11 protein-coding genes are annotated in these 13,496 nt (G+C 64.8%); 4 read left to right on the top strand and 7 right to left on the bottom strand.

Going from position 1 to position 13,496, the window contains the following annotated elements; genetic code table 11:
• Nucleotides 1-354 precede the first annotated feature (354 nt).
• Nucleotides 355-1,977, top strand: a complete 1,623-nt coding sequence (locus tag AC56LV_RS06410; RefSeq protein ID WP_499556547.1) for a methyl-accepting chemotaxis protein — start codon at nt 355-357, stop codon at nt 1,975-1,977.
• A 52-nt stretch (nt 1,978-2,029) separates the two neighbouring features.
• Here AC56LV_RS06410 and AC56LV_RS06405 read toward each other — a convergent pair whose 3' ends face one another.
• Nucleotides 2,030-3,097, bottom strand: a complete 1,068-nt coding sequence (locus AC56LV_RS06405) for an SDR family oxidoreductase (protein ID WP_499556546.1) — start codon at nt 3,095-3,097, stop codon at nt 2,030-2,032.
• A gap of 119 nt (nt 3,098-3,216) precedes the next feature.
• On the opposite strand from AC56LV_RS06405, the gene AC56LV_RS06400 reads away from it, so the two are divergent.
• Nucleotides 3,217-3,750, top strand: coding sequence for a hypothetical protein (locus AC56LV_RS06400; RefSeq protein ID WP_499556545.1), 534 nt, complete (start codon nt 3,217-3,219; stop codon nt 3,748-3,750).
• A 71-nt stretch (nt 3,751-3,821) separates the two neighbouring features.
• Here the strand turns inward: AC56LV_RS06400 and AC56LV_RS06395 are convergent, their stop codons facing one another.
• The 5 genes from AC56LV_RS06395 to AC56LV_RS06375 form a co-directional block, all read right to left on the bottom strand.
• Nucleotides 3,822-6,023 (bottom strand): TonB-dependent siderophore receptor, encoded by a 2,202-nt coding sequence (locus AC56LV_RS06395; protein WP_499556544.1) that lies wholly within the window; start codon nt 6,021-6,023, stop codon nt 3,822-3,824.
• Between the two features lie 306 nt (nt 6,024-6,329).
• Nucleotides 6,330-6,920 (bottom strand): SAM-dependent methyltransferase, encoded by a 591-nt coding sequence (locus AC56LV_RS06390; protein WP_499556543.1) that lies wholly within the window; start codon nt 6,918-6,920, stop codon nt 6,330-6,332.
• Between the two features lie 30 nt (nt 6,921-6,950).
• A complete protein-coding gene (locus AC56LV_RS06385) occupies nt 6,951-8,357 on the bottom strand; it encodes an APC family permease (RefSeq protein ID WP_499556542.1) in 1,407 nt (468 codons plus the stop codon).
• A 236-nt stretch (nt 8,358-8,593) separates the two neighbouring features.
• Entirely contained in the window at nt 8,594-9,685 is a 1,092-nt protein-coding gene (locus AC56LV_RS06380; protein ID WP_499556541.1) for an alpha/beta fold hydrolase, read from the bottom strand.
• Nucleotides 9,686-9,832: 147 nt separating this feature from the next.
• Nucleotides 9,833-10,978, bottom strand: a complete 1,146-nt coding sequence (locus AC56LV_RS06375) for an acetyltransferase domain-containing protein (RefSeq protein WP_499556540.1) — start codon at nt 10,976-10,978, stop codon at nt 9,833-9,835.
• Nucleotides 10,979-11,092: 114 nt separating this feature from the next.
• Here AC56LV_RS06375 and AC56LV_RS06370 point away from each other — a divergent pair, with 114 nt between their 5' ends.
• Together AC56LV_RS06370 and AC56LV_RS06365 are read left to right on the top strand one after the other, a co-directional pair.
• Nucleotides 11,093-12,043 (top strand): 2-hydroxyacid dehydrogenase, encoded by a 951-nt coding sequence (locus AC56LV_RS06370; RefSeq protein WP_499556539.1) that lies wholly within the window; start codon nt 11,093-11,095, stop codon nt 12,041-12,043.
• Between the two features lie 70 nt (nt 12,044-12,113).
• A complete protein-coding gene (locus AC56LV_RS06365; RefSeq protein WP_499556538.1) occupies nt 12,114-12,749 on the top strand; it encodes a class I SAM-dependent rRNA methyltransferase in 636 nt (211 codons plus the stop codon).
• Between the two features lie 12 nt (nt 12,750-12,761).
• Here the strand turns inward: AC56LV_RS06365 and AC56LV_RS06360 are convergent, their stop codons facing one another.
• On the bottom strand, nt 12,762-13,490 hold the full coding sequence (locus AC56LV_RS06360; RefSeq protein ID WP_499556537.1) for a siderophore-interacting protein: 729 nt from the start codon (nt 13,488-13,490) through the stop codon (nt 12,762-12,764).
• Between the last annotated feature and the right edge of the window lie 6 nt (nt 13,491-13,496).

Genomic DNA, 13,496 nt, shown 5'->3' with positions numbered 1-13,496 from the left:
TTTACGCTAAGTTGAACCTGACGCTGCCAGTTGTCGTGCGCTGGAGACACCCCGGTGTTTAAGGAGACCGTATGGTCGCGCAGAGCACGACGATCAGCTACAAACCTGGTATCCGTTGTTTTGGGGCAACTATAATTTTTTATGTGCACCGCATGAGGCTATGCCCAGAATTCTTGCTTACACTGACGTCTGTACTGACTCGGCAATGTGGTCATCACGCCAGTCTGCCTGGCACTGATCGGACTGTGACCCTGTCAAGAATACACAGGGTCGACCCTCTGCATTCCATGCACTGGAACATGCGTGCCCATCGAACCGTTGACATTAACCAGCAGAACCCCTTCGAGGCAAAAAATGAACGCATTCAAGAACTTAAGAATCGGCACGCAACTGATGCTGGGATTTGGCCTGATCACTGCTCTGATGTTGTTACTTGGTTCGTTGGCCATCGTCGGCCTGATGTCGATTCACACTGCCACGCAGAAGCTGCACCGCGTCAATGAGGAGCACCTCAAACCGCTATACATCGCGCGCGAAGCACTGGCGCAGACCGGGCTGGCAGCGCGCAATGCCTATGTCTTCACCAGCGAGACGCAGGCGAGGAACGAGCTCGACCTGGTCGATCAGCAAAAGAAGGTGTATCTGGGCGCACTCGAGGGCATGACGCCGGCATTTGCCGGCGATACCCAATTCGACAAGGTGCGCACAGGATTGCTGGCGATGGCCGCTGCACTGGAAAAGCCACGCAAGTTTCGCGAGGCAGGCCAGATGGAGGCGTTCGGGAAATTCCTGGTCGAAGAGTGCAGCCCGCTGCGCCAGCAGATCGTGAAGGACATCGCGGTATTGGTCGCCAGTGCCGAGCGGGAGCTGGCAAACGCTGACGCGTCCGCCGAACAGGCTGAAGCTGCCGCCCGTAAATGGGTGATCGGGCTGACCCTGACCGCGTTCGTGTTCAGCGTCGTGATATCGACCGCCATCAAACGCCTGCTGCTCAAACAGCTGGGTGGCGAGCCTGCTTATACTGCGCAGATTGCCAACCTGATCGCCTCGGGGGACCTCGCCACGAATGTGGATGTTCGCAGCGGTGACAATACGAGCCTGCTGTTTTCGGTGAAAACCATGCGCGACAGCCTCGCGTCCATTGTCGGCAAGGTGCGCCATGGAACCGATGCGATTGCCAGTGCCTCGTCGGAAATCGCTCAGGGCAGCGGCGATCTGGCCGCACGCACCGAGGTGCAGGCGTCTTCGCTGGAACGCATCGCATCTGCCATGGAAGAGCTGACCACGACCGTCCAGCAAAACGCGAACAATGCACGGCAGGCCAACACGTTCGCGCAGTCGGCGTCCTCGGTCTCGCAGGAAGGCGGCGCGGTCATGCTTCAGGTGACGGATACGATGGCGTCGATCAATGCGTCATCGAAGCGCATCGTCGACATCATTTCGGTCATCGACGGCATCGCGTTCCAGACGAATATCCTGGCGCTCAATGCAGCGGTAGAAGCAGCCCGGGCAGGCGAACAGGGGCGCGGGTTTGCCGTCGTGGCCAGTGAAGTGCGCAACCTGGCGCAGCGTTCGGCAAGCGCTGCCAAGGAAATCAAGGTGTTGATCGAAGACTCGGTGGGCAAGGTGGACACGGGCTCCGAGCTCGTGCAGCGCGCAGGCAGCACCATGCAGACCCTGATGGAAAGCGTGCAGCGCGTGACCGAAATCATGGGCGACATTTCGATTGCCAGCGCCGAGCAGAGTGTCGGCCTGGGCGAAGTGAGCAACGCAATCGGCGAAATGGATGGCATGACCCAGCAGAACACCGCGCTCGTTGAAGAAGCCTCGGCCGCCTCGCAGGAACTGCAGGCGCAGGCATCGGGGCTGGCCAGCCTGGTGGGCCAGTTCCGGCTTTCCAGCGCCGGTAGCGACACGAGCCGGCAAGAGCAGCCCGCGCGTGCTGCTGCGCCGCTGCGTCTTGCCGCTGTCGCCTGAACATGGCATCAAGGCGCGGCCGTGAAACGACCGGCCGCACCCGGCTTGTTCATTACGGGATCAGACGTTCTGCGCGCAGGCGTGCAAACAGGTCAAAGAACGATGCATCGGTTGCCTGGTACGCCGTGAAGCCAAGGCGGCGGCTGTTGCTCATGTCGGTCATGACTTCGAGCGGCCGGCCAAGATCAAGGTCGGTATGCCATGCCGAGGCCAGGCGATCGAGATCGGCTTCCACCAGGCCGTGGCGCGCTGCAATGTCGCGCCACAGCGGCGCATCGTTTGCCATGGCCGCTTCGAGCGGCTGCACCGTGCCATTGAAACCGGCCGCCTCGACGCCGAAGAACGCGGCCAGTTTTGGCCACAACCAGCTCCAGCGGAACACATCGCCATTGACGATATTGAAGGCTTCGTTGCGCGAGGCGTCGGTGTCGGCGGCCCAGACCAGCTGCTTGGCCAGCATGCGGGCATCGGTCACATCGGACATGCCATTCCACTGCGCTGCTGAACCAGGGAACTGGAACGGGCGGCCCGTCTCCTTGCAGATCGTTGCATACACGGCCAGCGTGGTGCCCAGGTTCATCGCATTGCCAACCGCCAGGCCGATGACGGTGTGCGGACGGTGGATGGTCCAGGTGAAGCGGTCGCGCTCGGCAGCAGCATAGACTTCGTCTTCCTGCGCGTAATAGAAATTCTCGAGCGGCAGGCGCGGCTGCGATTCGCGCAGCGGCGTGTCGGGCAGCGTCCCCGAACTGGCGTACGCTTCGAACGGCCCCAGGTAATGCTTCAGGCCCGTGACCAGGGCGACATGGCGCACGCTCTTGTGCGACGACAGCGCGTCCAGCAGGTTGCGCACGAGCGCGGCGTTGACGCGGATGTTTTCGGCTTCGGTATCCTGGCGCATCCAGGTCGTGATGAAGACGTGGGTCGGGGCAACATCCTTCAGTGCAGCGCCGAGCGCGGCAGGGTCGAGCAGGTCGGCGGCGATGTGGCGCACCTGCGGCAGGTCGCGCGGTGCGCGGCGCGACAGGCCGATGACGTCCCAGCCTTGCGCCAGCAGTTCACGGGCAGCGTGGTTGCCGCCAATACCGGTAACACCAACGACGAGTGCAGTTCGTTTCATGTGTGACTCCTGATTTGACAATTGTCGTCCATTTTACTGCGCACGATTGATGTGCGTGCTGGCGGGCTGCGCTGGAATCGGTACAGTTAAATTCCTTTCCATTCAGAAATCAATCAACCATGACGACGAATCGTGGGCGCCTGCTTCGCAGGCTCGGCTGTGTCGCTGCGCTGGCCGTACTGGCCGGTTGTGCATCTACGACTGCGACCAAGGTCGGGACGGCAGCGGCCACGCCGCTTGCTGACCTGAACGTTACGAGAGAGGATGTTCCCGACGTGCTGCTTGCAGCGCTGAAGAATCCCTACCAGCTTCCAGCCAGCCAGAACTGCGTGGCGCTCTCGCTGGAAATCCGCGCGCTCGACGAGGTACTCGGTGCGGACCTCGACACGGCCGTGTCGCCAACCGATACCTCGCTGATGCGCCGCGCTTCGTCGCTGGCCCAGGACCAGGCGGTGGGCGCGCTGCAGCGCACGGCCGAAGGCCTGATCCCGTTTCGCGGCTGGGTGCGCAAGCTGAGCGGCGCCGAGCGCCATTCGAAGCACGTCTCGGCCTGCATCGCGGCGGGCTCGGTGCGGCGCGCGTTCCTGAAGGGGTTCGCCGCCGCGCAAAACTGTGCCTGGAGCGATGCGGCCGGGGCCGTAGCGACGCGCTGACCAGATGGACCCATGAAAAACGGGGCGCTGCATGGCTGCAGCGCCCCGTTGCTGTTTACTGCCTCACATGATCAGAAGCGGTAGCGCAGCGTCAGCGATGTGTTGCGCGGTGCGCCATACGTGAACTGGTTATAGGCGGCGAACATCGCGAAGGTTTTCCTGTCGGTTGCATTGTTGACGTTCAGCTGGGCCGACAACTGCTTGTTGAATTCGTAGCGCGCCATCAGGTTGACCAGCGCGTACGATGCCTGTTCCATGCGGCCGTCGATTCCCGGAGCCACGGTGCCGTCGATCGTGTAGGTGCTGCCTTCCCAATTCACGCCGCCGCCGACGGTCAGCTTGTTCCACTGGCCCGGCAGGCGATAGCTGGCAAACGCGCGCAGCGTCTTGCGTGGGTAGATCGAGTTGAAGTCGACGCCGGTCGCATCCTTGGCGCGGAAGATCGCGTAGCCGACGCTGGCGTTCAGGCCCGAGACGATTTCGCCCGACACGTCCAGCTCGATCCCCTTGCTGGTGGCGCCCTGGGCGGCGCGATAGTAATCTTCTTCGAGCAGCGGCCCGGACGCCCCATCGCGGTCGATGCGGCCTGCGGTCTGGCCCAGGTTGTCCTGCCTCAGGTGGAACACGGCCAGCGAGGCGTTCACGCGGCGGTCGAAGAATTCGCCCTTGATGCCGGCTTCGTTCGCCTTGCCCTCGATCGGGTCGAGCATATTGCCCGCGAAGTCCTTCAGGTTTTGCGGTTCGAAAATGCTGGTGTGGCTGGCGTACAGCGAGTAAGTGTCGTTCAGGTCGAACACGAGGCCGGCGTAGGGCGTGATCTCGTTGTCGTAATTGAGCGAGTAGGTCGGCGTATACAGGCCGCCCCCTTCTTTTTCATACTTGGTCACACGTGCGCCAACGACGGCTTTCAGGCGGTCGGTCAAGGTAAAGCGCGCCATGCCGTACAGGCCTTGCTGCGTGGTTTCGCTGCCTTCGTAGAACGCCTGCGGGCTGAACGTCGGCATGGGGTACGACGCCGGATTCCAGTTGTTGATGTCGGCCACGACCGGATCCGTCCCATCGTACCTCGCCGCGCGGCTGTTCGAATTGAAGTCGGTCTTTGCATGCAGGTAGCCGAAGGCGGCTTCGTGCTGACGCTCGCCCAGCGTGAACTTGCCGCTCGTATGCACGCCGAAGTCTTTCTGTTTGGTCTGGATCACGTACGAACCCGTGAAGGCGTTGAGGCCGAAGCCCGTCACGCGATCCGGCACGCCCGACAGGTACAGCAGGTGCGAGTCGCCGTCGCGGGTGGCGTCGGTGTAGGTCAGGCGCAGCTTCCAGCCGTTGGCGAAGCGGTGCTCGTAGTCGGCAAAGAAGTTGTCGTACTGGTTTTCGTAGCCGGCCCACGGGGCGGCGGTCGTTTTTGAGCGGTCCCAGTCGATGACCGAGCCATCGCTGTAGCGGTACGGCAGGCCGCCCCACATCGAGCCGCGCGGGCTCATTTTCTGGCGCGAGAAGCCGGTCGAGAAGGTGCCGTCGCGGCCGATGTCGGCTTCGACGGTGGCGTAGATGGTGCGATCCCTGTTTTCCAGGTACTGCACCCAGCTGTCGCCGGCGCTGTACTCGGCCACGGCGCGGCCACGGATGCTGCCCGACGCGCTCAAAGGCGTCGAGACATCGGCCATGATGCGGCGCTTGTCCCAACGGCCGACGGTGGCCTCGATCGTGCCGTCCAGCTTCTTGCTGAAGGCGCGCTTGCGCACCAGGTTCAGCGCGGCCGATGGCGTGCCGGCGCCGGTCATCAGGCCGGTCGCGCCGCGCACGACTTCGACGCGGTCGTACAGGGCCAGGCTGCCCAGCACTTCGCCGGCGCTCCAGGCAGCGTCCCAGGTGGTCGGGATGTTGTCGATCTGCAGATTGGTCACTTCGAAACCACGGGCCGTGAAGCTTGCGCGGTGGGTTTCGTACTGGTTCACCGAGACGCCGGTAACGTTGTTAGCAACGTCGGTGATGGTGAGCAGGCCCTGGTCTTCGATGCGCTGCTGGGTGATGACCGATACCGATTGCGGCGTGTCGCGCAGCGACATGTCCAGTGGCGTGGCGGTGCGGGTGCGGCCGATCGTGTACGAGCCGACAGCGTCGCCCAGCTTCTGCGCCTGCACCTGCACTTGCGGCATCGACGTGGTGCCCGCGTCGGTGGACTGGGCCTGGGCAACGAACGGAAGCGCGAGGCTCACGCACAGCGTCAGTGTTTTCACGTGAAGACGCCCGGTAGGGCAGACCAGCTTATCCATCTTTTTATCCTGTTGTTCGTGGTTGGTGCACGGGACCGGTACCCGGTGTTGGTGGACGGGTATGGTCAAATCGCCAAAAGACGATAATGATAACCATTCTCATCTAGGGGTGTCAACTTGTTAATGAGAAATATAATGAGTTCGCCCGGCATGGCGCCGGGCGATTGTTCATCAGTTGAAGAATGGTGGGTGACCGCGCGAGCTATCGTGTCAATGCGCGGGGACATGAGGCGTCCTTCCCGGCGGCGGGAAGAAATGAGGGTCACATGCGATAGGCTGGCCGGCCGTGACAGCGGCCATGCTGGTTCAAGCCACCGCGCGCTTGTTCGCCTCGGTCACCGTCCAGTAATAGATAGTGCGACCGTCGACCTCGACCGTTTTTTCGGCAGGCCATTCGGATCCCATATCGAAGGCATGCGAGACCACGCGCGTGCCGACCTTCAGTTGCTTCCACAATTGCGGGCGCAGTTTCGCGTTGATGTTGGGCAGCAGGTACAGCGTTACGACAGTGGCGGTCGAGAAATCCGTCTTGAACAGGTCGCCGACCCGGAATCTGGCGCGGTCGGACACCCCCGCCTTTTTCGCGTTGTCGGTCGCCTCGGCGATGCGGACTGGATCGATGTCGATGCCGGTCCCGCGGGCACCCCGCGCCTTTGCGGCGGTCACGACGATGCGTCCATCGCCGCAGCCAAGGTCGAACAGCGTGTCGTTCTTGCCGACCCTGGCCAGGTCGAGCATCTTGTCGACGACTTGCTGCGGCGTCGGCACATACGGGACATCGAGGCGCGGCATGGCGGCCGTGATCTGGCCCAGTGCGCGCCCGAACGGCAGCAGCGTCAAGCCGGTGGCAGCAGCGGCGGACAGCAGGATCGTACGACGGCGAGGGTGCGGGGTCATCGGATCATCTCCTTCGGTCAGGTGGGGTGGTCAGGTAGCCGGACGATCGTGTCGCGAACGCAGCACGAGCAGCAGCAGGGCGCCGCAGGCCAGCACCGCGACGCCGATCCAGGCCGCATTCAGGCCGCCGAGCGACTGGCTGTAGACGTAAGACAGGCTCGACCAGAGCATGTAGGCACAACTGGCGCAGAACAGCAGCGGCAGCACCGGATACAGCGGGACCCTGAACGGGCGCGGCATCTGCGGCTCGCGCCGGCGCAGCACGAACAGCGACAGGCCGGTGAGCAGGAAGAACAGCCAGAACACGGGCGCCGTGAATTCAACCATGGCCTTGAACCCGCTGCCCAGTGCAGCGCCCAGCCCGACCAGCGCCAGCGCGGCGATGCATTGCACTGCCATGGCCACGGTCGGCGTGCCACGTTCGTGATCCCAGGTCGCCAGGGACCCGAGCTTGTTCCAGTCCAGACCGACGGCATAACTGGTGCGGGCACCAACGATCATCGTGGCGTTGATCGAGGTGAGGGCCGAGACCGCGACGAGCACCGCCATGATTTTCTCGCCGGGCGCACCGAACACGGTCTTCATGACGTCGGCCGCCACGGCCTCGGATGCGGCCATGCCCTCCATGCCCAGCACCCTCCAGTAAGCCCACGTCACCAGCAGGTACAGGACGGTGATGACCACGATGCCCAGCGTCAGCGCGAGCACCATATGGCGCGGGCCGCCGCGCAGTTCGGCGCTGATGTAGGCAGCTTCGTTCCAGCCGCCGTAGGTCAGCAGCACGAACACCATTGCCATGCCGAGCGCCGCGACTTCCGGCGCTGCAGCAGAAGCAGCGGCAGCGCTGCGCGCCGGCGCCGGATCGGCAAACAGGGCGGCGGCGCCGACGATCACGAGCAGGCCCAGAACCTCGGTGATGGTCAAGAGGGTCTGGGCGCCGGCGCCAGTGCGGATGCCACGCAGGTTCAGCAGCGACAAGCCGGTGATGACCGCCACCGCATACGCCGTGCTGCCCCAGTCGCCGGGCAGGACCGTGAGGGGCACCGCCTGCTGCATGTAGTCGCCGAACACGAAGGCGAGCAGGGCGATCGAGCCGGTCGTGATGACGGAGAAGCGGGCCCAGCCAAACAGAAAGGCGACCGGGCGGCCGAACGCGCGCTGCAGGTAGTGGTAGTCGCCGCCGGCATGCGGATAGGTCGTCGTCAGCTCGGCATAGCAGAGCGCACCGATCAGCGACAGGGCGCCGCCGAGCACCCACAGCGTAAACATCTGCGTGGCGCCGCCGCTGAGACTGGCGACCAGCGATGGCGCCTTGAAAATGCCGGCGCCGATGACCACGCCGACGATGACGGCCACTGCCTCGCGCAGGCCGATGGTCGGCCGGGGACGGGTGTCGGCACGTGATGAAACAACGCATTCAGCTTCGATGGCATCCATGGCGGATATGTCAGGAAGTTGCCGGGCGACTCAGGGAGGGCCTTGGGTGGTTGGTCGTATCCAGTGCTGCCGACACGCGGCTGCGCACCCGCTGTTCATCAAATAATAGTAGACGGCGACTGGACAGCGGCGCGCGATTGCCAAGCGGAACGTGGCGCGCCAACCTGGATGGACTTGTCTGACGGGGATGAGGGCAACAAGGGATCAGCGGCGCAGGCTGCGCCGCTGATCGCGGCTCAAGCGTTCGACGCGGGCGCGCCGAGCCAGTCGAAGATGGTGGGCCACAGCGTCGCATGCGCGTTGCGCCCGGCGAGCACCCCAACGTGCTGCAGATTCACGCCGATGTCGCCATGGTATTGCAGCACCTGCTTGCGCACGCTCGAGGTCGCCTCGTGGAATGGCACCATCGCGGCAGGCGGAATCACCTTGCTGCGAAAATCGACGACGCTGATCAATGGCGAGCGCAGGTCGGCCGGGCCAATCGTGCGGCCGTTGATGACGAGCCGGCCGCCCATGAAGTCATCGTTGCGGTAGAGCGATTCGACGATGTCGACGAACAGCTTGCCGGGCAGGGGAAATTCGTCATGGCTCCAGCGCTCGACCTGCATGTGGGTGGCCAGCGCCTTTCGATCGAACAGCGACAGCCAGCGGTCGGTCGCGCGCTCCCAGCCGAAGGCCTGCGGCTCGGCCATCGCGCTCATCAGGTTGAGGAAGGCGCCCGGTACGTGACGGAAGGTGTCGGCGATCTGGCGCGCATCGGGCGTGGCCTTGACCAGCGGCGCAAAGCACGAGGCGCCGTGCCCGAAGCGCAGCGGCGATTCGAGCAGCACGGTGGCCGTCACGTGCCCGGGATGCATGGCGCTGTAGATCGCGGCGAGGATGCCGCCGAGCGAGTGGCCGACTAACGTCAGGCTGGCCTCTCCGCTATCGGCCTGGATGGCGCGCTGGCAGCTCGACAGCATGCGATCGCCATAGTCGGCCAGGCCGACGGCCGGGTCGCCATCGGGCATCGGCAGCCACTCGGCCAGGTAGACGCGGTAGCCGCGCTCCTGCCAGCGCTGCACGACGCTGATGTCGGGCGCCAGATCCCAGATGTAGGCGCGCTTGATCGGCGCGGGCACCAGCAGGACCGCCGGCCCGCCGGCGGCGGCAGGTTCATAGCGGCGCAGTTGCAGGCCCGTCTCGGCCAGGATGACCGAAAACGGCGTTTCCTGCGGGCCGTGCCCGGCCTGCTCGAGTTGCCGGCCGCGTTCCTGGCGGCTGCGGTCCATATTTCTGAGGGCTTGTACCTGCTGCGGCCCCAGGGTAGTCCAGTTGCTGGCGTACATGGCGATCCCATCGAAGTGGCGACCATGGCACTTTACCTGCTCTGGCGATCTGCGCCAATCAAGGCGTGCAGGAATCGCCATGGGGTTTGCGCTCGCTACCACCCGCGCCGCGACGGCAATGGCCATGCCGACATTGCGGCGTAAGCCCTACAGGTACTTGACCCAGGCCTTGCCGCTCTCGCGCTTGTAGCGCCCAAAACGCTGCGTTGGCCAGTACAGCAGCGCCGCCAGCAAGACCGAGCCGAGCCATACCTGCCAGACATGCCCGACATCGACGCGCGGCACGTCCAGCACGAACGCGGCCACGCGCTGCGCTGCCAGCAGCAGATACAGGTGCGCGATATAGAAGAACAGCGGCGCGCCGCCGAACACGGCCGCAACCCGTACCCAGCCGGCGTCGATGCGCTCGATCCAGGCCAGCACCAGCAGGCCCACGCCGAGCGTGAGCAGCAGGAAGTCCAGCGAGGGCGGGTACTTCGTGAAATTGAGCCATGACATCGCGCTGCGCAGCAGCGTCTCGTGCGGCGCCCACGGCAGCGGCTCGCCATACACGTTCCAGGTGCGCAGCAGCGCGAGCAGCAGCAGGCCGGCCACGCCGGCCAGCATCAGCCAGCGCCGACGCTGCGCGGCGGGCATGCCGCGCGCATACAGCGGGCCGCAGGCGTAACCGAGCAGGATCACACCGATCCACGCCAGCAGCGGATAGCTGATGCGCACCCGCACCGGATCGTCCATCAGGTTGCCGCGCTGCTCGAGAATCGTCCAGGCGCTGGCAGCCCACGTATCCGGCGCGAACGCCACGCCGGCCAGTGCATTGTGGCCGGCCACGATCGTCGCGCCGATGGCCGCCAGCAGCATCAGGGGCAGGCGGTGCAGCAGGGCCAGCGCCAGCATCGACAGGCCGATCGCCCACATCACCTGCAGATACACGGTGTGCGGTGTGAAGGTGCCGGTCCAGGCGAAGTTGATGACAACGATTTCGAGCAGGATCAAGAAGGCGCCGCGTTTGGCCAGAAACCCCGTCGCGCTGCGCGGACCACTTGCCGGATTGGCGTACAGCCAGGCCGACAGGCCCGTCAGGAACACGAACATCGGCGCGCAGAAGTGCGCGGCCAGGCGCGAAAAGAACAGGGCCGGGTCGGTGCTCGCGACATCCATCGGGTCGTTGACCTGGTGCTGCAGGTAGAAGGTTTCGCGGACGTGATCGAGCGTCATGATCAGCATGACGAGACCGCGCACGACATCGATCGAGGCGATACGCGGACTGGGCGGGTTGACTGGGAGGCTGTGCACGGCGGTGTTCATGCAGTTACAAAGCCCGGCATTCTACCCTGCGCCGCGCCCGGCATGTCTCGCCTCTGGCATACTCGGGCCATCTTCCACGACGAAACGGCAGGGTGTTGAACGATGAAACCGAGCATTCTCGTATTGGGCAGCGTCTGGTCGGACGACGTGCGCGAACAGGTAGCGCAAGCCTTCGACTGTCACTTCATGAAAGCCATCCCGCAGGCGGGCGACGCCGCGTTCGACGCGATCGCCGGCAATATCCGCGGCGTGCTCACCACCGGCACGGTCGGCGTCACGCCAGCACTGGTGGCGCAGTTGCCGCGTCTTGAAATCGTGACGGTCCACGGCGTGGGCGTCGATGCCGTGCCGCTGTCGCTGCTGGCCGACAAGGGCGTCCACGTGACCAACACGCCCGACGTGCTGACCGACGATGTGGCCGATTTCGCGGTGTTGCTGCTGCTGTCGACGGTGCGCCGCCTCCCGGTGCTCGATCGCTACGTGCGCGCCGGCGACTGGCTGGCCAAGGCGCCGCTGGGGCACGTGCAGGCGCGCGCACTCAAGGGCAAGGTCGCCGGCATCGTCGGGTTCGGGCGCATCGGCCAGGCCGTGGCCGCGCGCCTGCAGGGCTTCGGGCTGCAGATCCGTTACTACCAGCGCAGCCCCGGTCCGGCGCCGGCGCAGCGCAGCGCATCGCTCCTCGCACTGGCGCACGAGAGCGACATGCTCGTGCTGTGCATGCCGGGCGGCGCCGACACGCAAGGCATGATCGACGGGGAAATCATCGAGGCACTGGGCCCGGAAGGCACCTTGATCAACATCGCGCGCGGCACCGTGGTCGACGAAGCGGCGCTGGTGGCAGCGCTGCAGGACGGCCGGCTGGGCGCCGCGGGCCTGGACGTGTTCGGGAACGAACCGCAGGTGCCGGAGGCGCTGCTGGCTCTGGACAATGTCGTGCTTACGCCGCACGTGGGCAGTTTCACGGTCGAAGCGCGGCGCGCGATGGGGGCGCTAGCGGTGGCCAATCTGCGGGCGCACTTTGATGGCGAGCCGCTGCCAACGCCGGTGGACTGAGGTCGCTATTCAAGGGCGGTGATGGGGCGCGATTGCTGTATCATCCCCGTCCTGCAAACGAAAGTCACACATGCTCATCATCACCATCAAGCAGGGCAAGGAAAAAGCCCTGCTCGCCGGCGACCCGTGGATCTACCTGTCGGCCGTCGAAAAAGTCGACGGCAAGGGCCACGAACGCAACAAGCCGGGCATCACTGCCATCGTCCAAACGTCGACGCGCCAGTTCATCGGCCGCGCCGCCTACAACGCCAAGTCGCAGATCGTCGGGCGCATGTGGTCGTTGCGCGAAGACGAGCCGGTCGATCATGCAATGATCAAGCGCCGCGTGCAGGCGGCGATCGACAAGCGCGCCACGACGCTGCGCACTGCCGATCCGCAGGCGCTGATTGCGTTGATCGATGGTGAAAAGGATGGCCTGCCAGGCCTGCAGGTGCACCAATATGGTGGCGCCGACGGCTATCTGATCTGCCAGTTCAACGCCGCCGGTGTCGACATGTGGAAGGTGCCGGTCGTGCAGGCGCTATTGAAGGCCACCGGTTGCCGCAACGTCTATGAGCGCAGCGACCCGCTCGTGCGCCAGGGCGAAGGGCTGTTGAACACACCGGGCGCACTGGCCGGCGACGAGCCGCCCGACCGCCTGATGGTACGCGATGGCAAACGCCTGGTGCCGATGGATATCGCCACCGGCTTCACCTATCCGCGCTGAGCGGTCGCCCCGTCAGTCCAGGCGCTCGTGATGGTCGGCCACGCCGCGCTTCCAGTAGGCCGATACCTTGGCGGCCTGGCGTGGCATGCCCGTGTCGACCAGGACCTGGCGCACACGCGCCATCAGCGCCGCTTCGCCGCCGCCCCAGGCCAGCCCGGCGCCCGGCTGCAACGGCAAATCCTTCAGCACCTGCAACAGCGCGTCGTCGCTGTCGACCCAGTGGATGCGCGCATCGGCGCGGATCGCAAACGTGCGGCGGTCTGCTGCATCCACCAGCAGCACCGCGACGACGCGCGCGCCTGCCGGCAATTCTTCGAGCCGGCGCGTCACGGCCGGCAGCGCGCTGTCGTCGCCGATCAGCAGGTGCCAGTCCATCGCCAGCGGCAGGATCATCGAGCCGCGCGGCCCGCCGATGATCGCGCTTTGACCGATGGTTGCATTGCGCGCCCATTCGGCCGCACCACCATGGCCGTGCAATGCAAATTCGATGTCGATCTCGCGGGCGTCGCGGTCGAACCTGCGTGGCGTGTAATCGCGCCGCACCGGCTCGCCATTGGTATCGTTGAACATGAACTTGACGTGGTCGTCGAACGACAGCGACGTGAAGTCGGCCAGCGCCTCGCCCTGGAACGTGATACTGGCAAAGCCGGGGCTGACGCGGTTGATGCGCGCCACGGTGACCTCACGCAATTTCAGGTCGTGGCGCACGCGTTCGATCGTGGGGATGTCGGTTTCACTCATGCTACA

It is taken from the genome of Telluria sp. RB2R28 (assembly GCF_059685835.1).
This window is presented reverse-complemented; position numbering and strand designations above follow the sequence as displayed.